Source organism: Flavobacterium sp. W21_SRS_FM6 (genome assembly GCF_052119645.1).
In the GTDB taxonomy this organism is placed as follows: Bacteria; Pseudomonadota; Gammaproteobacteria; order Enterobacterales; family Alteromonadaceae; genus Paraglaciecola.
The window spans coordinates 708629-730023 of the sequence record NZ_JBGQOM010000001.1; the positions used below are offsets into that span (position 1 = coordinate 708629).

General features: G+C 43.3%; 15 protein-coding genes. 8 read left to right on the forward strand and 7 right to left on the reverse strand.

Going from position 1 to position 21395, the window contains the following annotated elements; genetic code table 11:
* The first annotated feature begins 110 nt into the window (after window positions 1-110).
* A complete protein-coding gene (locus ACEN2L_RS03190; protein ID WP_441741670.1) occupies window positions 111-2279 on the forward strand; it encodes a hypothetical protein in 2169 nt (722 codons plus the stop codon).
* A 74-nt stretch (window positions 2280-2353) separates the two neighbouring features.
* On the opposite strand, the gene ACEN2L_RS03195 is transcribed toward ACEN2L_RS03190, so the two are convergent.
* A complete protein-coding gene (locus tag ACEN2L_RS03195) occupies window positions 2354-2968 on the reverse strand; it encodes an FMN-binding negative transcriptional regulator (protein ID WP_441741671.1) in 615 nt (204 codons plus the stop codon).
* A gap of 173 nt (window positions 2969-3141) precedes the next feature.
* Here ACEN2L_RS03195 and cysG point away from each other — a divergent pair, with 173 nt between their 5' ends.
* On the forward strand, window positions 3142-4524 hold the full coding sequence (cysG, locus tag ACEN2L_RS03200) for a siroheme synthase CysG (RefSeq protein ID WP_441741672.1): 1383 nt from the start codon (window positions 3142-3144) through the stop codon (window positions 4522-4524).
* A gap of 3 nt (window positions 4525-4527) precedes the next feature.
* Here the strand turns inward: cysG and ACEN2L_RS03205 are convergent, their stop codons facing one another.
* Entirely contained in the window at window positions 4528-5709 is a 1182-nt protein-coding gene (locus ACEN2L_RS03205; RefSeq protein WP_441741673.1) for a tetratricopeptide repeat protein, read from the reverse strand.
* A gap of 28 nt (window positions 5710-5737) precedes the next feature.
* A complete protein-coding gene (locus tag ACEN2L_RS03210; RefSeq protein ID WP_441741674.1) occupies window positions 5738-6487 on the reverse strand; it encodes a ferredoxin--NADP reductase in 750 nt (249 codons plus the stop codon).
* A gap of 200 nt (window positions 6488-6687) precedes the next feature.
* Here ACEN2L_RS03210 and ACEN2L_RS03215 point away from each other — a divergent pair, with 200 nt between their 5' ends.
* Window positions 6688-8010, forward strand: coding sequence for an amidohydrolase (locus ACEN2L_RS03215; RefSeq protein ID WP_441741675.1), 1323 nt, complete (start codon window positions 6688-6690; stop codon window positions 8008-8010).
* Window positions 8011-8103: 93 nt separating this feature from the next.
* On the opposite strand, the gene ACEN2L_RS03220 is transcribed toward ACEN2L_RS03215, so the two are convergent.
* Together ACEN2L_RS03220 and ACEN2L_RS03225 are read right to left on the reverse strand one after the other, a co-directional pair.
* Window positions 8104-9243 carry an aminotransferase class V-fold PLP-dependent enzyme gene (locus tag ACEN2L_RS03220; protein ID WP_441741676.1) on the reverse strand — a complete coding sequence of 380 codons (1140 nt, stop codon included), beginning with the start codon at window positions 9241-9243 and terminating at the stop codon, window positions 8104-8106.
* Window positions 9225-9974, reverse strand: a complete 750-nt coding sequence (locus ACEN2L_RS03225; RefSeq protein WP_306020782.1) for a tryptophan 2,3-dioxygenase family protein — start codon at window positions 9972-9974, stop codon at window positions 9225-9227. Before ACEN2L_RS03225 ends, ACEN2L_RS03220 begins: the two co-directional genes overlap by 19 nt.
* A gap of 106 nt (window positions 9975-10080) precedes the next feature.
* On the opposite strand from ACEN2L_RS03225, the gene ACEN2L_RS03230 reads away from it, so the two are divergent.
* Window positions 10081-10566 (forward strand): Lrp/AsnC family transcriptional regulator, encoded by a 486-nt coding sequence (locus ACEN2L_RS03230; RefSeq protein WP_441741677.1) that lies wholly within the window; start codon window positions 10081-10083, stop codon window positions 10564-10566.
* Here the strand turns inward: ACEN2L_RS03230 and ACEN2L_RS03235 are convergent.
* Window positions 10563-11432, reverse strand: a complete 870-nt coding sequence (locus ACEN2L_RS03235) for an ATP-grasp domain-containing protein (protein WP_441741678.1) — start codon at window positions 11430-11432, stop codon at window positions 10563-10565. The genes ACEN2L_RS03230 and ACEN2L_RS03235 overlap by 4 nt on opposite strands.
* Before the next feature lie 257 nt (window positions 11433-11689).
* On the opposite strand from ACEN2L_RS03235, the gene ACEN2L_RS03240 reads away from it, so the two are divergent.
* The 4 genes from ACEN2L_RS03240 to ACEN2L_RS03255 all read left to right on the forward strand — a co-directional run bounded on the left by ACEN2L_RS03240 (window position 11690) and on the right by ACEN2L_RS03255 (window position 20282).
* Window positions 11690-12859 (forward strand): efflux RND transporter periplasmic adaptor subunit, encoded by a 1170-nt coding sequence (locus ACEN2L_RS03240; protein WP_441741679.1) that lies wholly within the window; start codon window positions 11690-11692, stop codon window positions 12857-12859.
* A gap of 9 nt (window positions 12860-12868) precedes the next feature.
* Window positions 12869-16021, forward strand: a complete 3153-nt coding sequence (locus ACEN2L_RS03245) for an efflux RND transporter permease subunit (RefSeq protein WP_441741680.1) — start codon at window positions 12869-12871, stop codon at window positions 16019-16021.
* Between the two features lie 620 nt (window positions 16022-16641).
* Window positions 16642-19944: an nSTAND1 domain-containing NTPase gene (locus tag ACEN2L_RS03250; RefSeq protein ID WP_441741681.1), complete on the forward strand. Its 3303-nt coding sequence runs from the start codon at window positions 16642-16644 to the stop codon at window positions 19942-19944.
* Window positions 19945-19946: 2 nt separating this feature from the next.
* Window positions 19947-20282, forward strand: a complete 336-nt coding sequence (locus tag ACEN2L_RS03255; protein WP_441741682.1) for a DP-EP family protein — start codon at window positions 19947-19949, stop codon at window positions 20280-20282.
* A 266-nt stretch (window positions 20283-20548) separates the two neighbouring features.
* On the opposite strand, the gene ACEN2L_RS03260 is transcribed toward ACEN2L_RS03255, so the two are convergent.
* A complete protein-coding gene (locus tag ACEN2L_RS03260) occupies window positions 20549-21088 on the reverse strand; it encodes a transposase (protein ID WP_441741683.1) in 540 nt (179 codons plus the stop codon).
* Between the last annotated feature and the right edge of the window lie 307 nt (window positions 21089-21395).

Sequence of the window (21395 nt, forward strand, 5' to 3'; positions counted from 1 at the left end):
CTTGCTATTTAAGCAACTTAAGTCTAATAAATACTAATGATAAAGCGCTAAGTACTCGTATTTTAACCTTAACTCAAGACCACTTAGTCTTACAAAACAGGAAACGTGTTATGACCGGAGATAGAAAAAAGGACGCGCACTCTATTGAAAGCCTCTCAACCATAGAGTCAGCAATGAGTAAAATGGATAATCCGATCCCCAATACTGTACCCGAAGAACGCTACCTGTATTTTACCGAGCGCGACTTAACAAAAATTTTAGAAAATGTTGATGCGCTTCGTAGTAGCGTCTTTCCCATCGTCCATGCTGAAAACGAAATTGCCGCTCGTAGACAACAAAATTTCCCTTCAGTATGCCTTATCGGTCTGGGCAGGTGTGGTTCAAACATTGCCCTAGATGTTGCCTCCCTAGTTTACAATGCACGCAATTTTTACCTCAACGAATTTGAGAATGAAGAACGAGAGAACCGCGAACAGGAGCATCGCCCCTTACGTTGGATAAAACGCAGTCTACATTTATCAAATAACGAGAACGTAAAACCCGTGTTTTTGATTGAGCCCTTGGTGATGTTAGGAGACTTAGACAAAGATATCGAAGGACGGGTGCGGTTTTCTAATAAAGGAGAAAAAAACAGCTTTTTAAAAGAATATACTAAGATGAAAATCATGGACTTATCTGAAGTTCATGCCGGCGGTGCAGGCAATGCCCCCATTCTTGGACAATATCTAGCCAGAATCATCCTCAACAAAGATACCCAACGTTTTGCCAACAAAGAATGGAAAAACATTCATTCCTACCTCATTGATTCTTGCGGCATTAAAGCCAATCAATCCCGATTATATTTTTACATCTTCAGCGCAGGCGGTGGCACGGGTTCTGGCATGGCATCTGAATTTGGTTTAGCGCAACAATATGCCTACATGAGTAAAACATTCGAAACCAGGCCGCTGAGTGAAAGCGACGATAACCGTGGTCACTCTTTTGTATTTGAACCTATATTTACCAGTGGCATTTGCATACTGCCAAATATTTCTGACCACGGCGTAGAAATGTCTGAAGCTTTGCATATCAATGCTGGCCGTTTATTATGCAAATATATGGCTGAAGAATGGGACTTTTCTTATAACTTTGACAAAGAAGACAGCAATAACACCAGTGCAATGCATCGCATTAGGCCATGGAATGCCATGATGTTGATATCGAATGACATCATGCGCTATGCCGAAGAAACAGACGATGATGGCATTCAATCTATTGATGTCAACGCCATGGAGAAACACGCCAACCAATATATCTCGCAGCAAATATTCAATATTTTAACCGCACAGGCCGTTACAACTGATTACGACGAAAACTACTTTAGGCGAGCAGGCATTGATATTGGTGAAACCATACGGCTCGATGCTAACGACTTATTTATGAGCTTAGCGGGGCCCGTCGCATTAGCCTATGCTGAGTCAGTTGTTAACACTGAAAATCTTTCTGGGGTGGATAAAATCAAATTGTTCGACAAAGGCGCTAACGAATTAGATATCAATGATTTGTTCTTCCGCTCAATCGACTTACCCCACTTTAATAAAGTCACACAGGCGATTGAAGGCATCAGCCTCTTACCCATTGAATCAAGCCGCTACAGAAAAAGACTAAAAGAATATTTAAAAAGTGGCTACGACGCCAAGCATCTCAAAGACCTACATTTTTTCAAAAATTGCTCGTCGATTGTCTCTATTATCTCTTTGCCCAAAGATTACAAATTGTCTTACATGGATTTAAATCGTTTAAAGTCAAACCTTAATACCTTGTTCCCCAATACCACGTTAAAGCGTTATGCCTTAGTCATTGGCGCTTCGGCTAATGTGTCGTTAACCACCCTAATTGTAAAAAGTCCTTGTTTGAGTGATGATTTTCTTACTTTGATTGTGGCGTACATCAAGCGATGTTTTGCCAAAAATAACTACCGTTTCGACGAGAAACTAGACCAAGCAATGGTAGATTTTATCCGGGCTGAAGAGTTTGATGAAAACGCCTTAGATTCAATGCTCGAAGAGTATGAGAATCCGGCTAAGATTCTGGACACCAATTGGTATGCCATTAAACCCATGTATGAGAAAAAATATCGCGAGCTGATACGTGAAAAGGAAAAGTTTGTCTCTATCAACGATATTAGATTAAGTCGAAATAACGTTAAAAAAGCGATTAAATATTTACGCGAGATTTATCGTCATAAAATTAGCAAAACCCAAGTCATATCGTTAAATAACGACGCGGACGACTTTTAGCCTGTTTTACTCACTAACACGGTAACAGGCTGACAAGTGCGCATTAGGCTTTTTAAGCAATAATGCGCACTGTCTTACTGCCCTAAACCCAATCCAGTCTGTCGCATATATGCCAACAAGGCTTTTGCGTCTATATGTTGGCTGCGTGCTAAACCGGCGGCCGTACCTTGTTGATCAGCAGTGCTTTTATGCTGACCTAACTTGTGTTTGCCCTCGATATGGTCAATTTCTATTTTAAAACCCACAATGGCGTTTGCTAGTTTATGCTGATAATCCAGCGGCATTAGTTCTTGGTTGGCAAGCAAAGCGGGTTCGTATTGCCTTACCAGTAAGTGAATACTGTGAATAAGCCCTGCTTCATCTAGCAAACTCGCCCTACCTTTGCTATGTACCGCCGCATAATTCCAGGTAGGCACCGCGGGGCCATTCGCATACCACGAAGGTGATATATAGCTATGAGGACCATTAAAAACAGCCTTGACCACGGCATTATCGAGCACTTTCCAGTGAGGGTTTGCTTTTGCTACGTGTCCATAAAGAGTGCCGTACCGCCCCTCGTCCGCAACCAAACATAGTGGTAAGTGCGTTATTTGCAAATCTTCGCTTATCAGTAGCGCAAAGCCAAACTGAGCAATAAATTGTTGTTGCTGAATAAGCTCGTTCATCATCATATTTCGTGGAATATACAAAACATCACCTTTGGCCAACTAATTGCAGTAAGATCTATTAATAGCGCTTTTGGCTTCCTAAAAACATCCTTTGTTTAATAACCAAATAGCATAACAACAGCCTTATCAATTGTTCCTTGGTGATAAAAGAAAAGGCAAAATATGCGCTCTTTTAAATTAGGTGGATTCAAAACATGCAATATTTCCCAATTTTCTTGGATACCACTGATTTAAATTGCTTAGTGGTAGGTGCCGGTGAAGTTGCCGCACGTAAAATCGAATTACTGCTTAAAACCCACGCCACCATCAATGTAGTCGCCCCTTGGGCCTGCGACACTGTGCTTCGTTTCGTCGAAGAGGGCAAAGTGAAATTTGAGAAACGCCTGTATGAAACCCAAGACCTAAGTCAAAAACAGTTAGTCTTTGTGGCCACTGATGACAGCCTCGTCAATGCCCAAGTGCATGCTCAAGCAAAAGCACAGAATATTTTGGTTAACGTGGTCGATAATATTCCCTTATGCCAATTTATTACGCCTTCAATTGTCGACCGTTCACCTATCGTTATTGCAATAAGTAGTGGCGGCGTTGCACCAGTATTGCTCAGATACTTGCGCCAAAAACTAGAATCGCTCATTCCACAGAAAGTCAGTTTATTAGGCCAGTTTTCTGAAAAATTTCGTGAGCTAGTTAAACAGAAATTATCCTCGGTGACCGCACGACGCTTCTTTTGGGAAGATGTATTAGATGGGGATATCGCCGAAGATGTGTTGGTGGGCAATAACGAGCAAGCTGAGCGCAAGTTGCTTAGCAAACTAGATTCAGATGATTCGAAAATCAAAGGCGAAGTGTATCTAGTGGGTGCAGGACCGGGTGACCCCGATCTACTCACATTTCGCGCCCTGCGATTAATGCAAAAAGCCGATGTGGTGGTTTATGACCGTTTAGTCTCGTCTGAAATACTCGAGTTGGTGCGCCGTGACGCAGAAAAAATCTATGTGGGAAAAGCTAAAAGCAAACATACTGTGCCGCAAGAAGAAATCAATGAGTTACTTGCCAGCGAAGCCTTAGCGGGTAAGCGAGTCGTGCGTTTGAAAGGCGGCGATCCTTTTATCTTTGGTCGCGGCGGCGAAGAAATCGAAACCCTTGTTGAAAAAGGGATCAGCTTTCAAGTTGTGCCCGGCATCACGGCCGCAAGCGGGGCGGCTAGCTACGCAGGCATACCACTGACTCATCGCGACCATGCTAAATCAGTGGTATTTGCGACAGGTCATTTGCGCGACAACACCATTAACTTAAATTGGAAAGGATTAGCCCAAGCTGATCAAACCATTGTGTTTTATATGGGCTTAACAGGATTAGCGATTATTTGTGAGGAGCTGGTCAAACATGGCTTGCCAACAACAACCCCTATCGCCATGGTGCAGTCAGCCACCACTCCTCAGCAAAAGGTTATCACGGGTACCTTTATGGATATTCAAGCTAAAGCAGAAGCAGCAGGTATACAGCCCCCAGCTTTAATCATAGTAGGGTCGGTGGTAAGCCTGCATGAAAAATTAAATTGGTTTAATCCGCGCTAACCGCTAATTGGAATTACTGTGTACTAAGGTGTGCAGTTTTGCTTCATACAAACTCTTATCTACCGTGTTATAAGTCAGCTCTATCGCTCGTGTTAGGGCTTTTTCCGATAAGTTTTGACGGCCAAGTTGATAATAACTTTTGGCTAAACCAAAGTATGCCTCATGCAGGTAAGGCGCGATATTCTCGGCTTTTTTGTAATATTTATTAGCTAACGTAAAACTATTTTCTGCAAAAGCTTGCTCACCTAAATCAATCCAACGATAGGGATTATCATCGTCAATGGCATCGACTTTTTGTTCGAGTGCCGTCACCTCAATCTCTCGCCCTTGAGACTGCAGCAAAGCAACATAATTACTGATAACGTTACCTGAGGCCAAACCGTTGTCCAACATAAATTGGTATAAGACTTCTGCCTGATTAGGATCGCCGGCACGATTAAACGTTACGGCCAAAGTATTCAAGGTCTCAGTATTAAGAGGATTAAACGATAAGCCCTTTTGCAATAGCGAATAAGCATGGTCCAACTGTTTGTTTAATAAGGCCTCGGCAGCAACGTTTTGATAGTACATAGCCATAAAATCCGCTTGCGATACCCTAACACCAGTGACATCTGATCTACTCGGGAAATAATCAATGATGATGCTTGGTCGTCTCACCACTATTACGGATGCAGGGGGTGCAAAGTTCGGGTCATAAATAAAGGTGCGAACATGAGATGACAATGTCATTAACCTTGAATTACGGGCATACACGGGGGCACTGTGCACCCTTTGAAATGCCGTTTCTAAATTCACAACATCAGCTAAGGCTTTTGTGACAATTGCCAAAGACAGACAATTACCCGTTTTTAAAAACAGGGCTTCAGATGCTCTTAATGTTGCGCCGCGAAAACCGAAATCGTTCACAAAGGTATCGAGATAGTCAAATAAACGAATATGTCCTTGTGTTTGCTGATTTTTGGGGTCGTGATAGTAACGAAGAAAATCTGTTTTCTGTTTTTCAGTTAGAGCAAAAATATCCTTTTTGGTCGGCACTGAGATGGGATCAAATATCTCGGTATTTAAGCTTGGCAGAGTCAATGGCGCTGGTACTGGCAATATTGACACTTGCTGTTTAGTCACTGATGAGCATCCGACGAGTAAAAGAAAACTCCAGGTTGTCAGTAAAATTAACCCTTTTGGCATTAACAATTTCCCCTAAAACTTTGATAACTTACCAATAACGCTCCATAGAAATTTGCCCAGGCGAACGGCGCAGGTGTTTAGTTAAGCCCATCTCAGTCAACAAGTTTACGGTTTCTTCGATCATTTGTGGGTTGCCGCATAACATCACTTGACTGTCTTGGGCTGTGAGCGCTAAGCCCACTTGGGATTGAATAGTCCCACTTTTTAACAAGGCGGGAATGCGCCCTCGTAAACTGTCTTCACCTTGTTCTCGGCTGACCACAGGAACAAAATGAAATCGCCCTGCGTACTGCTCTTCCCACCCTTTAATGAGAGGTAAATAGGCTAAGTCTTGTTGCAAGCGGGCGCCATAAACTAGAACAATATTATGATATGTCGCCCATACTTGTTGAGTGGCTAATATTGACAAAAAAGGTCCCACACCCGTACCGGTTGCTATCAACCATAAATCTCGACTTTGCGGCACTTCATCTAGTATCAAAAAGCCCGTAGGGGGCGCCATGACTTTTAAAACATCACCTACTTGTAATTCGTGTAACTTAGGCGACAGCAATCCCCCCTCAACGGGTACCGCGATAATCTCTAGTTCACTGTCTTGCGGGGCATTTACCAGTGAATAGGGACGCGAAATAATTTTGCCATCATCTTGTAACAAACCAACTTTAGTAAATTGTCCGGCTTTGAAATTAGGAAAGTCGTCACATGAAAATCGCAAACTAAACAAATGGTCATTCCAGTCTATGCGTTTTACTACTGTTGCATCTAACCACTGCGCCATTGTGTTTCTCCTTACGATCCGAGTTGATTTTCAGCTGCTTTATTAACCATGTTGCACTGATAGGTTACAACAAGCAACCAGCGAAAGTAGGTATGTAACTTTCTTGATGTTTGACAGAGCGCTTTTGCTATTCACAAAAAGTGCTAGGATGTTGACGGTCACTTCACTGCATCAATATCAAGTATCAAGAGGTTAATTAGATGAAAACGCTCAGCTCTTTTATTTTACTCAGTTCGGTTTTATTCAGCCCCGTCACGGTCATGGCATCAAGCTTATCAGAAGCCATTAATGCCGATTACCAGCAACATTTAGCCCCCTTGTGGGATCATTTTCACCGAAATCCTGAACTTTCCTTAATGGAAACCAAAACCGCCAAACGTCTAGCCAGTGAATTACGTGCCATAGGTTACGAAGTAACTGAAGGTATTGGTGGCACAGGTATCGTGGCAATGTTAAAAAATGGCGCTGGCCCCATGGTTATGGTTCGCGCAGATATGGATGGCCTGCCCGTCAAAGAATTATCAGGTTTGCCAAACGCCTCTAAAGTGATGATGACCGATTGGAATGGTGAAAACGTCAGTGTGATGCATGCCTGTGGCCATGATGTGCACATTACCGCGTTAGTCGGTACCGCGCGTTACATGGCTGAAAACAAAAACCAGTGGTCTGGCACCTTAATGTTGATTGGTCAGCCTGCTGAGGAAAAAGGCCCAGGCGCTTCTGCGATGATGCAAGACAATATATGGCAACGTTTCGGCCAGCCTGACTATGCGTATGCCTTTCATGTCGACGCTAATTCACTCGCGGGTAAAGTCACGGTAGATGAAAACTCGCCCTATGCAGGTGCAGATACGGTGGATATCATCGTGCATGGCATTGGCGCTCACGGTGCTTCACCCCATCAAGGTAAAGATCCCATCATGATTGGCGCACAAATCGTGACTAACCTTCAAACGATTGTCAGCCGAGAGTTGGCCCCAAGAGATGCTGGCGTCATTACCGTAGGCGCTTTTCATTCTGGCACCAAACATAATATTATTTCTGCCCAAGCGCATTTGCAGCTCACCGTTAGGAGTCTCAACCCGCGGGTACGCGAGCAGCTGCTAACAGCCATCAAGCGAGTGGCTATTGGTACAGCTCGCACCGCAGGTGTACCTGAAGATAAATTACCTGAAGTCATTATCAGTGAAGATGCTTACCCACCCACTTATAACGATAAAAAGCTCGCTCAACGTTTAAAAGTATTGATCAACGACAAAATGGGTGAAGACATGTTGTTGGCACCTAAAGAAGGTGGCGGTATGGGTGCAGAAGATTTTGGCTTTTTTACCACCGACCCTTATATTCCTAGCGTTTATTTTAATGTAGGCGGAACGCCCCAAGCTGACTTTGATCGCGCCGCAGCTGGTGGCGCTCCAGTAGGTAGCCACCATAGCCCGCAATTTAAAATTTCGCCAGAACCGGCAGTCAAATCAGGTGTAGAAGCAACGGTCATCGCCTTGCTTGATTTAATGCCTAAGTAGCGCATTAAACCCAAAACGAGCCGCAAACAGAGTCATTGTTGTATATTAACTATAGCATTCAGTGATTCTGTTTAGGCTCTCATATGAGTCGATTTACATTCGCAGTTTTTTCAAAGTCTCTATCAACTCGGTTGCTTGTAGCGCGGTATTGTAAATATGAAAAGACAATCTTAAAACGCCAGCGCGTTGGTCGTAATGGGCATTCAAGGCGGTTAAATCTTCAATCACCGCCAAAAGAGCCGCTGGTTTAAAGTCTAAACACAGCGTTCCGCCCTCTTCTTTTAGCTTATGCTGACTAAGCAATAAAGGCTGTGCGGCTTGATACACTTTTTCACGCAGTTGAAAATTATGCTTGGCTATTTGCTCGATGCCTATCTTTTTCAGTCGCTGCAAACTGCCCAGAGCCGTCGCATATGAGGCGACATTGGGTGTACCGCCCCAAAAACGCTTTGCGTCATCGGCATAAACAAAATGTTCGATATCAAATTCAAAGGGATTGGCATGAGAAAACCAGCCAACATCAATGGGTCGAAGTTCGCTTAGTTGCGCAGATTCAAGCCAGATGAAACCAGCACCAGGCCCACCACATAACCATTTAACACAAGAGCCCAGGACACAATCCACTTGCCACTGGGTGATATCAATCGGCACCACGCCCACGGATTGCGCGATATCCACAACAACCTTGGCATTTTGAGCTTTGGCCAGTTTGGCAATATCAGCAACAGGGGATTTAATCCCAGAGTTGCTGTGCACATGCGTTATTAACACAATGGCAGTGTGGTGATTAATCTTATCAGCCCACACATCACAGTCTCGCGGATGCTGGTTTTCTGGAATAAGTTCGAAACGGTATCCTTGCTGCTCCAAACGTTTGGCCACAAACCCTAAAGACGGAAAAGCACTGGCATGCATCAATATTACGTTTTTATGCGCCTTTACTGGCATCGACATTAAGTACTTAGTTAATGCACTGGAGACATTTTGCTGCGGGCAAATATCCTTAGCATCAACTCCCAACACCCCCCCAAGTTCATGGCAAAAGTCGTCAATAATACCAAGCCACAGAGGCCAGGCTTCACCGCCATGTTGTTGCCATGGATTCAGATATCGTTCGTTTAGCACATGCCGGGCTTGATGGCTTAAACAGCCAACTGAGTGACTCAGTAAATACATACCTTGAGGCACAGCAAATTGTGTCGCTATATCTAGGTTCATGAGTGAAAAGGACATTGGCTGATAGATTCACGAACTTGACCATATTCACCGCCCCACGTATCGGTCATACGGCTACGAATATTCCATAGTTCAGGAAAAAAGCGATGTTTTGCACCATTTTCTAAGAGCTCAACTGGGCGGCCTTTTAGCGATTTAGACGCCAAACCAATAGAACGCTGGATCAAAAAAATATGATTGGTGCGAAATTTTTGTAAGAGCTCGTCAAACTCTAATAAAGCTTCTGCTACGGCATAGCTATCGTCATGGGCAAATTGGCTGTTATAGATCTGCTCTACGGTCTTAGCCCGACCATCTAGGTAATGCTGTTTATACACATCCCATAAATCAGCAGGCACCTTGAGTAACGTGCGAAAACCTGGCGATTCTTGGCCACTGCCATTGCCTAACTGCAAACGAATTTCTTGGTATTCTTTTGGGGACATGGTTTCGAGTACATCGAGTTGTTGAATCATCATCCGCTGTAAAAAGTGCACTCGCTGCATCAAGTTCAATACCTTTAAAGTACGTTCTTGCTGAATGTTTTCTAACACCTCAATCAAGGTATAAATCATCAGTTTCATCCACAACTCCTCAACTTGGTGCACAATTTGAAATTGTAATTCGTCACCATTACACAAGCTATCTAATGGCTTTTGACAGGTAAGTAAACGTTCACACTCTAAGTAAGTACCGTAATCGAGCATGGTGGGATTATTTAATAAGGTGGAATATTTAGTGCGATACATAAATGTCTCAATCGATAGAACATGGCTAAATATTAAGTGATTAGCCTTTGAACATTGTTCCGATTACACTGATTAATGCAAAAATTAAAAAACGTTGACCTAAAATATGACTAATTTAGAAAACAAAAGGACTCTTAAAGCCTTAGATGCCACTGACAAAAAAATACTGCAGTGCTTAGAGCAAGATGGCCGCATGTCTTTTGCCACACTGGGCGAGCACATAGGTCTAAGTAAAACGCCCTGTTGGAATCGTGTGAACGAGTTAGCCAAGCAAGGCGTAATAGCCGGCTACAATACTCGTATCGACCCAACTAAATTAGGCCTGACCATAAAAGCCCTTGTACATGTAGTAGTTGATTTTAGTTATTACCAAGCGTTTGAAGCGGCGATTATTGCTCACCCAAATGTACGATCATGCCAGGCAGTCACCGGTGAATACGATTATGTCTTAGAAATATTAGCGACAGACATTCAAGCCTTCGACCACCTTCTGCGTGAGAATTTGAGTCAGTTACCGGGCGTTGAACGATTTAATACTGCGATCTCTACTCGCATGGTAAAAAGTGATGGCCCCTTTACGTTAATGCGTTAGCCCACGCCGTAGCATTCAATAAAAGCATTAACAAAACGTTGAGGTGAGGCAGGATCCATATTGAAATACAGTGAAGGCTCAATTAGCTCCACTTCCATCAAGGCAAATTCACCTTGATATCGAACTAAATCAACACGGGCATATAAAGCGTCGCCGGGTAGTGATGCCAAGGCATGCCTTGCGCTGGTTAACATCGCCTCATCAGGCTCAATGGTTTTTAATTGACCTCCGTGCTCTTCTTGTACCCGAAAATCACCGTGTTTAGGTTGTTTTAGAATGGCGTGACTATAGTGTCCGGCAAAATAAAACAAAGAGAATTCACCCTCTTCTACAATGGCGGATAAAAATGGTTGTAGCATGAACGGGCGTTGATTGAATAAGTGGTGCAAGGTAGATTCAGCAGCCAGCAGTTGCTCAACGCTTAAACGAAAGGTATCGTCAGCATTGGCACTCACTAAAGGTTTTATGACTATTTGCTCTGTGTCAAAGTACATAAAACCTTGTTGAATTTTTGCTAAATCAAATGCCTCGAACCATAGAGTAGGCACAATATTGATGCCCTGATTTTGCATGTCTTTTAGGTAGGTTTTGCTGATGTTCCACTTGACCAATTTGAGGCTGTTTTCAAGACGTGCGCCTGACGCTTCAATTTTTACTAAACACTGCAAAAACGCCTGAACATCACTTTGATAATCCCAAGTACTTCGAATAATCACCACGTCATAATCTGCCCATTGCACCGAGGTACTGCGCCACGACACAAGATCTGCAATCCAGCCTTGTTGCGCCAACGGCTCTATCAGCAGTTGGTCATAGGCAAAAAAGTTCGCTAGAGAATCCATCGTCAACAGCGCACATTTTTTCATAGTACTAATTTTCCGATAAGTGAAGGGGCAATTAAAAACTCAACTTAAGCTTCAATATGCCTTAATTTAACCCGCCATTTATTATATTAAAAAATACGCAAAACATAGTAATTGGCGATTAAACCACCAATTATTGGTCTTTCAATAAGAAAGTTGTGTATTAACTAACAATTTCTAACAATTGCAAATACTAAGTTGTTAATACCTAAGGTAATATAACCTTATTGTAATTAGGGATATATGGACACCAAATAATAATGAAAACAAATTGGAAAAAATTCGCTTTACCTTTCGTCGTGTTGCTGGTGGGTGTTGGGGCTGTCAAAGCCATTAATGCATCAGCAGAAAAAGAAGAAGATAAACAAGCGGTAGATACTCGCCCTACGGTTAAAGTCGAAAGTATAGAATCTGCGGATTATCAAGTACTTATCACCAGTTTTGGTGAGGTTACCCCCCTTGAAAGCACCGCCATTTCGTCACAAGTTGCGGGCGAAGTAACCGCTTGGAATGAAAACTTTGTTGCTGGTGGTTTGGTCCTGCGCGGTGAAACCTTGTTTAGTATTGAAAAAGACACGTATGAAGCCGCTTTGCTGCAAGCTGAAGCCAATCTGAGCTCGGCTCAAAGTTTATTGATTGAAGAACAAGCGCGCGCCAATGTTGCCAAACAAGAAGCGAAGAATTTACCCAACAATAAAGTCAGCGATTTATACTTACGTAAACCCCAAGTATTAAGTGCTGAAGCCGCGGTTAAGTCGGCTCAAGCTCGATTAAAAATAGCTCAACGAGACCTCGACAATTGTGAAATTAAAGCCCCCTATGATGCGCTAGTTATCAGTCGCAACGTAGGTGTTGGCCAATATGTTAATCAAGGCGCTCAAGTTGCGGTGTTAAATAATGTTGAAAAAGCCGAGATTGTGTTCCCTATTGCGGGTTTTGATAATGCCTTTTTACCTAATGACGTAGCCGGTACCCCTGCGATAATTACCACTAAGGGGTTTGACGCCATCACTCGAAAAGGCTCTATTGCTCGGGATTTGGGTGTCGTTGACCAGGCGACTCGTATGAGCCAATTGGTGATCAGAATTGATGACCCCTATGGCATTAAAAGCAATGTTCAGCCGCTTAAATATGGTTCTTATGTCGAAGTACAATTTGTAGGTAAAACCCTGCCACAAGTGTACCGTTTACCCCAAGAACTGGTGACTAATCGCACTGTATGGATAGTGAATCAAGACAACAAATTAGAGCCCCGCAAGGTCGATATTATTCGTGAAGAAGGCGCTTACTTTTTAATTAGCGAAGGCTTAAGCAACACAGACAAAATTGTGGTAACCCTACCCGAATACCCGCAAAAAGGTATGGAAGTCAAAACTGCCAAGCCTAAGCCTGCGTCTGACGACAGCAGCCTTAGCGTTAAAAAATCGTAAGAGGCGCGTATGGACATCAATGAACCTAAAGAAAAAGGCTTAATAGCGTTTTTCGCGAATAACCCTGTGGCTGCCAATTTAATGATGTTTTTTATCATTGTCATGGGCCTAGTGAGTTACTTCACGATACAGCGCCAGATGTTTCCCAATATTGAAATTAATTACATCAATATCAGTGCTACCTACCGCGGCGCCTCTCCCCAAGAAATTGAAGAAAGCATATTAGTTAAAATCGAAGAATCGTTAAAAGATATCACTGAGATTAAAAAACTCGTTGGCCGTGCCTTTCGTGATAGCGGCAGTATTAGTCTAGAAATTTATCCTGATGAAAAACTAACGGACGTACTCGACAAGGTTAAAGCTCGAGTCGACAGTATCGCCACCTTTCCTGCCGACATGGAGCCCGTGCAAGTATCGCAAGCCGAGTTTAAACAAGATGTGATTGAGATGTCATTGGTGGGCGATGTCCCGCTGACCGAACTCAAACCCTTAGCCAAGCAAATTGAAAACGAATTATTAGAGCTCGATAATATCTCTCTGACATCCGTTAGTGCGCCAGATGACGAGATTGCCATAGAAATTTTGCCTGATGTGCTGCGTAAATATAATTTATCCCTGAGTGATGTCAGTGCTGCGATACGCCGCCATTCTGCCAATTTTTCAGCCGGCCAAATTCGCACTGAAGCGGGCCTTATCTCTGTGAGGGTTGAAAACCAATATTACGACGGCGAAGAATTTGGCCAAATTCCCATTAAAATAGGCGCAAATGGTGCAAAAGTGCTGTTGCAAGACATTGCCACCATTTCAGATGGTTTTACCGAAGGTGAGCGCTATTTTAAATACAGCGGCCAAAATGCTATTTTTATGGACGTCAAAGCCACTAAAGCGCAAAACATCATTCCTGTTGCGCAGTCTGTGCACAGTTACATCGAGCAGAAAAATAAAAGTTTACCCGCCGGATTAGAATTGAAAGTGTTGGTCGATATGACGTACTACCTCAATGGTCGTCTTGACATGATGCTTAAAAACCTTGTTCAAGGGGCTATTTTGGTTGCCATCTTGCTCTCCATTTTTTTACGCTTTCGTTTAGCATTTTGGGTAATGATGGGTTTGCCCGTGTGTTTTCTTGGCGCAGTGATGATGATGCCGATATTGGGTGTCAGTATTAACGTACTGTCACTGTTCGCCTTTATCATGGTGCTGGGGATTGTGGTAGACGACGCGATCGTCATAGGAGAAAGTGCCTACAGTGAAATAGAAGAAAAAGGCGGCGGTGTTGATAACGTCGTGCGCGGCGCTAAAAAAGTCGCGACGCCGGCAACCTTTGGGGTACTCACTACCATCGCAGTATTTGCCCCTACGGTATTTTCATCAGGTCCAGAAGGTCAGTTTTTTTATAATATCGCCTCTGTGGTTATCTTATGTCTGATATTTAGCTTAATTGAATCAAAATGGATCCTGCCTGCCCATATTGCTCACATTAACTTTAAACCCATCAAACCCGGTAGCTGGCGCGAACGTTTCAACAAAAAGTTCTTTGGCTTTGTCAACGGCCCCTACAAAAATTTTGTGAGCAAGTGTATTGATTGGCGCTACCTCACTTTTGCCGTTTTTATTGCGCTTTTAATGTTGAGTAAAGCCTTGTACGACGCTAATTATGTACGCTTTATCCCCACTCCCAAAGTTCCCAGTGACTTTCCTTCTGTTATGATCGAAATGAACGAAAACGTGTCTGACTCGGCTACTATTGATGCCTTAAAAACCATTGAAAAAGTCATCATGGATATCGAACAACAAACCAAGGACGAATACGGAAAAGGCATGATTCGAGATATTCTCGCCTTTAACCAAAGTCGCACCGAGGCCCGCATCGTTGCCCCCTTAGTTGGTGAAGACGAACGTGTGTTTGATACCTTCGAATTAGCCAGAAAGTGGCGGGAAGCCATCCCCGTTATCCCGGGTTTAAAATCAATGACGGTATATGACGATCTAAACGGAGGCGGTAGTAATGGTGAGTTCGGCTATCTGTTGTATGGTCCCGACGTGGATACCCTTAATGCGGCAGGTTTGCAATTTATCGCCATGTTGCAACAGCAAGAAGGTCTCTACGACATCAGTTCGACTATTGACCCTGCCAGCAAAGAGATCCAACTTGAACTACTACCCGTGGCGTATGACTTAGGTTTGAATTTATCCAGCATCGCGAGTCAAGTGGGGGCCAGTTTTTACGGTGACCAATCGCAACGCGTAATACGTGGTGGTGAAGAAGTACGAGTCATGGTGCGTTATCCCAAGCTTACTCGGGAGCGCTTTGCTGCCTTAAAGTACACCGTTATCACCACACCTAGCGGCCAAGAAGTATTGCTAGGTGATGTTGTTACCTTGAGTGAAAAACCGGGGATCAGTTACATACGCCGCGAAAGTGGTTACCGAAGTGTGTATGTGTTTGGTTCTATTGATGAAGAAACCATCGAACCCAACGAAGTGGTTGAAGCCATTGAAGAAAAATTATTGCCACAGTTAAAAGAAGACTATCCTTCGGTTAAAACCGAATTAGGGGGCTCGGTAGAAGAACAACAAGCGCAACAAAACGAGCAAATGTTATTCTTTATTGCCGGCATGATCATGGTTTACATCTTGTTAGCCGTGCCACTAAAAAGCTATGGCCAACCATTGATTATTATGTCGGTTATTCCTTTCAGTTTGACGGGCGCAATATGGGGTCATTTTGCCTTTGGCATGGACTTGAGCATGATGTCGATATTCGGCCTTATCGCTGCAGCAGGGGTGGTGATTAACGACAGTCTGGTCATGACTGACTTTGTTAATCAGCGCCGCGCTCAAGGTTTTTCAATTCGTGACGCGGTATCAGAAGCTGGAACGGCACGCTTTAGAGCAATCACGCTTACCTCGATCACGACCTTCTTTGGTGTCGTGCCGATAATGTTTGAGCCTAGCATGCAAGCTAAATTTGTTGCGCCGATGGCAAACGCACTCGGCTTTGCGGTACTTTACGCAACCTTAGTCACCTTGGTTTTGGTGCCTTGTTTGTACATGGTACTGGAAGATATAAAAGCGGGCTTTGTCAAAATTGGGGGCTTTATTTCACGTCTGTTTCGACGTAAAAAAGCCTCAGTTGAAATCAGCCACTCACAGATATAAATCTATCCCCTAAAGCGCCGCAAGGCGCTTTTTATCGCTTTGCAAATTAATGATGTCGCTGTTGTTGCTGGGCGTAATGAGGAGAGGCCTAGCAAAGCTAGCCTGAAAATGATTGAAATGACTCAAGCTAGCGCAACCCTATTAAAAACACACTTGGCTCACAGACTCTCCTTGTTTCAAGCGAAGGGCAGCCTTTTTTAATCTCAGCTGTTGTTATAACTCAACAGGTGTCCACTCCTGCTTTTGTTTAAATGTCTGACGTCGAGCACGCTATTTGAACGCGTAGTGATGCAATGCATACTGCTAGGTAAATCGCTTATATCTGAACACACTAGGGCCCTGAGATTATCTCCTCCATTATTACAAGAGTAAACATGTTGTTTTGACTATGAGCTTTGCTTTCTTCTCGGTTTCATTCTGCATTCCATATCTAAAACTGAGTGAATACAATGACCTGTGAAAGATGCTTAGTATAAAAAGATCAAGTATATTGGTGCTAATTGCACAAAAATCATCCTTACAATAAGAACAAGTCAAAATGAACACAGTCACATCGCATCTAAAGTATGACCGGGTCACGCTAAACTCGCGCTTTATGACCGTAAGGTATTAAGTCGTTTATGTCTGAAAAGCTCGCTCTTTTTTACATCGGTGACTGGCAAGTTACGCCCAATACCAACACCTTGCGTAAAGGCGATATGCTCAAGCAACTTGAGCCCAAAGCCATGGACGTGCTCATTGCCCTTTGCCAGCAGCAAGGGGAAGTCCTAAGCGCTGATGAAATTGTCGAACATTGTTGGGGCAACGCTGAACTCGGCGACAACCCTGTGCACAAAGCCATCAACCAACTGCGTAAAGCCTTTGACGATAAACCCAGCCAGCCCACTTATATTGAAACCATTCGTAAACGTGGTTATCGCATTGTTGCCAAGCTTAACTTCCCGTTAAATGATGAATTAAAAGCCCAACAAAGTAGTTGGCAAGGCGAGTCACCGTTTCCTGGCTTAAGTGCCTTTGAACCCAACGAGGCCGACGTATTTTTTGGTCGTAACGAGCAAATCAGCACACTGCTAGAGCGGGTATCCAAACAAGTGAGTTTTGGCCGCGCTTTTTGTTTGATGCTCGGCCCCAGTGGCACCGGTAAATCGTCGTTAATTAACGCCGGTGTGCTACCCAAATTACTGCATCACAACGGGTATGATGGTATTGGTGTGGTGTCGTATACCAGTTTAGATTTTGCTGATATTAACCAAAACCGCTTGTTTATTGATTTGGCCTCTGCCCTACTCGATTGGGATATTGCTGATCAACCAGTGTTCTCCGGACTCAGTGCTGATAGCCTTGCAGAGCAATTACAACACGACAGCCAAGCCGTGCTCAGCCAATGTAAACAGGCATTAAGCAATGGGCCAGCACTGTTTGCCAAACCATTGTTGTTTTTGTTTATTGACCGTCTTGAAGTTTTGCTGTCGTCGCCCTTGTTTAGTGATGCAGAACGTAGCCTGTTTTTAACAGTTATTGAAACATTGGCTACCTCAGGTTGCATTTTGGTGTTTAGCGCCTGTCGTAATGACTTTTACCCTTTAGTGGTTAGCCACCCAAGCTTAATGGCCGGTAAAGACAATGGTGCGCATTTTGATTTGTTGCCGCCCAGCCGCGGTGACCTAATGCAAATGATCCGCTTGCCGGCCATTGCCGCCAACTTAAGCTGGTCGCACGATCCGAGTAGCGCCATGGCGCTGGATGAAATTTTATGTGCTGAAGCGGCGCAACATCCTGACTCACTGCCTATGTTGCAATACACCCTACAAGAGCTGTATTTACAACGCAGTAGTGCTAACGAATTACAGTTTTCTGTGTATCAAACCTTAGGCGGTATTGAAGGGGCCATCGGTAAAAAAGCCGAAGAGATTTACCAGCAACTGCCCCCAGAGCAACAAAGCCAACTTGCTTATGTCTTGTCGCTGTTAGTTACCTTAAACCCCGATGGCGAAACCACTACCAGTCGCGCCGCTCGTTGGGCGCAGCTTAGCCAAGCCAGCCAAAACGCGTTTGTGCAAGCCATGGTCGACAGTCGTTTATTTGTTTCTCACCTGCAAAACAACGAAGCCTGTTTTAGTTTGGCTCACGAAGCACTATTACGCCGCTGGTCTAGAGCCAGTGAGTGGATTGCAGACCATCAAGACAGCCTCGCGATTAAAAGCCGTTTACAACAACTCTGCCAGCGCTGGTTAAATGAAGGCAAAAGCACCGCCTATTTATTGGCCGAAGGCAAACCCTTACAAGAAGCCTTAAGCCTGCAACACAGCAGCACATTTACCCTAGATAACAACGAGCAGGCGCTGATCCAAAGCTCTGTTAAACGAGCCAAAACCAAACGCTGGTCAACGGGTGCAGCCATCTTACTGCTGTGCATTTTGACTTTTACCTCGGTATTAATGAGCATTAAAAGCCAAGAATCACAAAACGTCGCCCAACAAAAAAGGTTAGAGGCAGAAAGTTTATTGGGTTTTATGGTGGGCGAATTTGCCGACAAGCTGCGTAGTGTAAAACGCATGGACTTGCTCGATGGCATTAGCAATAAAGCCTTGGAGTATTTTAGCCAGCAAGATACCCAAGCAGACGACTCTTCACTGCTGTCATTTGCCAATAAAGAACAAAATTTTAAAGCGCGTTTTCAACATGCTCAGACCTTAGGGGCCATGGGCGAAGTGGCCTATAGTCGTGGTAAAAATGACGAAGCGAGTCAAGCTTTTAGCTCTGCGAAAGTAATATTAGATAAACTTTATCAACAACAACCAGATAATCTGGAACTGTTAAAAACCCTTGGCGCGAATGCTTTTTGGTTAGGTCAGCTGGCCTATGATGAAAGTGATTATGCAACTGCACAGCCTTTATTTGAGTTATATCGGGATTACAGTGAAAAGATGAATCAATTTGAACCAGACAATGTCGATGGGTGGATTGAGCTGTCTTATGCACAAAATACCTTGGGCTCTCTCTATATTGAATTGGAAGAATATAAGCTGGCAAAAACGGCATTTAACACATCGTTAATATTGAAAAAGCAAGCCTTAAAGCACCATCCTGATGGTGAAGATTTGCAAATTGATATTGCTGATACCTTGTCGTGGTTGGGCAGAATTGAACTACATTTTGGCTCGTTAACTTCCTCACTCCAATATACTCAACAAGGGCAGGCTATTTTAGAGCAACAACTTAATGCATCGCCTGACAATGCAAGAATAATAGAGCTACTTGTACTTTCGAACATAGCGCAGGCTAATATATTTAATTTTAAGCACACAAATAAACAAGCCCTCGATAAACTGACAATAGCAGAAAATCTTTTAAATAAAGCTTTAAAACAAGATCAAAATAATCATTATTGGCATTCTGATTTATTACGAATTCGTCTTTTTAAAGCAGCTATCAATGCCAAGCTCAGTAAACAATCTGGAAATTTATTAAGTAATGCTTATGAATTAACTGAAACCATCCTTAATTCTCAGCCTATGTCCTTAGAATTTTTTGTATTGGCAATTGATTACTTTCAAATTAAAGAGCAATGGCAAGAAAGTGAAAAATATATATTGCGAGCGCTTAAAGAGTTATCCCTTGAAAAAAAACAATTAATAACTGGCCCTGACGAAATTAGAGTATTAGCTGATTTCTCATTATTAGAAGCAAAACAGCTTTTTCAGCAAAATAAAAAAGAACAAGCGTATAACTTATGTAAAGAGGTTATCCAACGTTTAAGTCCCTTGCTCAATAGGAGTCAATCACCCTACTTTCTTTCACCCTATGTACAAGCCCATAGCTGTATTGGCCAGCCAAATAACGTAAACAACGAACTGAAAATTTTGCAACGCATGGGCATCACCACATTCGATTTTTTTACCCCCACCAAAGAAGGAAAATAAAAATGAACATAAATGTTAATGTGACAGTCAACATAACCGAAGGTGTAGCGTCGTTTAGTTATTCCCCCGATGGCCCTTATATTGTGTCTGAAAATTGCGATGTGGTTTTTACATTAAGTGACTGTAGTCCAGCGGTGACATTTGAAAAACCATTAATCTCTTATGTACCCGTTGATACACCGAAAGATATAACAGCAACTCTTTCTAACGCAAATCAAACTCTTACTCTTAGTGATACAGATGCAGATGTTGAAACTATTGGGGTGCAGCTTGTTGTAAAAGACAATTACAGTAACGCCTACGCTAGCCCCGACCCACAAATAATAAATAGAAAATAAATATGAAAACTGCGAGGGTCAGAGCCGTTGAAACCGGAACTGCGGAACTGCGGGGTCAGAGCCGTTGAACTGCGCGAACTGCGGGGTCAGAGCCGTTGAAAACGCTTTTGATGGAATATTTCTGACTTTCTGTCGCCACCTTGCGGCAACGGATTAACTCTTCGACCCGTTGCTGTCTCGATTTGCTGTTTAAATCTATCTTCTCCCAACACCCACGCTTTATTGGTCGCGGTTCGAATTTCTTCAAGGCTTAACTCAGGTATTTGTTATGCAAACAAATCTTTGTAGGCCTTCTTTCGTTCCTTAGGCCCTTTACCTAAGGCTTCATAGCAGGAGTGAGGGGTAATAAGCTGAATATGTTTCTCCAGCGCATTGTGATGATAGCTTGTCCAAGGGTAGTCTGCCGGATGCTGAACCATATTGGCTCTCACCGGATTTAACTCGATATATCGACTCACTGTTAAAAAATAGTGCTCACTGTCAACCAAAGTAGATTTGTAGCGGCCCTCCCATAAGGTGCCGCTTCGTTTATGAATTTTGTTGATATACATCACATAACAACGCCCTAAGGATTGCATAAGTTGACTCACTCCCTTTTCTGTTGAAGGCGTCATCAACAGGTGCACATGATTTGTCATTAAGGTAAAAGCATGAACACTGACTTGAAATTTATCAGCATAAAGCCGCAGCTTGTCTAGATATACGTCATAGTCTTTTTCGGTAAAAAAGCAGATATGCCGATTGTTGCCGCGCTGGATAACATGTTGGGGAATATTGGGTAGGTTTAATCTAGGAAGCCTGGCCATCACTTTCATCCTTGAAAATTTTTGCATAAAGCATAGTACTTCGACATAAAACTACCAAACTTGCTTAGCAACATAAGCCCATCCCTATCATCGGCTCTGACCCCACAGGTCCTTGAGGTCCTTGCAGGTCCTTGGGTCCTTGCATAAAGCATAGTACTTCGACATAAAACTACCAAACTTGCTTAGCAACATAAGCCCAACCCTATCATCGGCTCTGAACCCACAGGTCCTTTTGCATAAAGCATAGTACTTCGACATAAAACTACCAAACTTGCTTAGCAACATAAGCCCATCCCTATCATCGGCT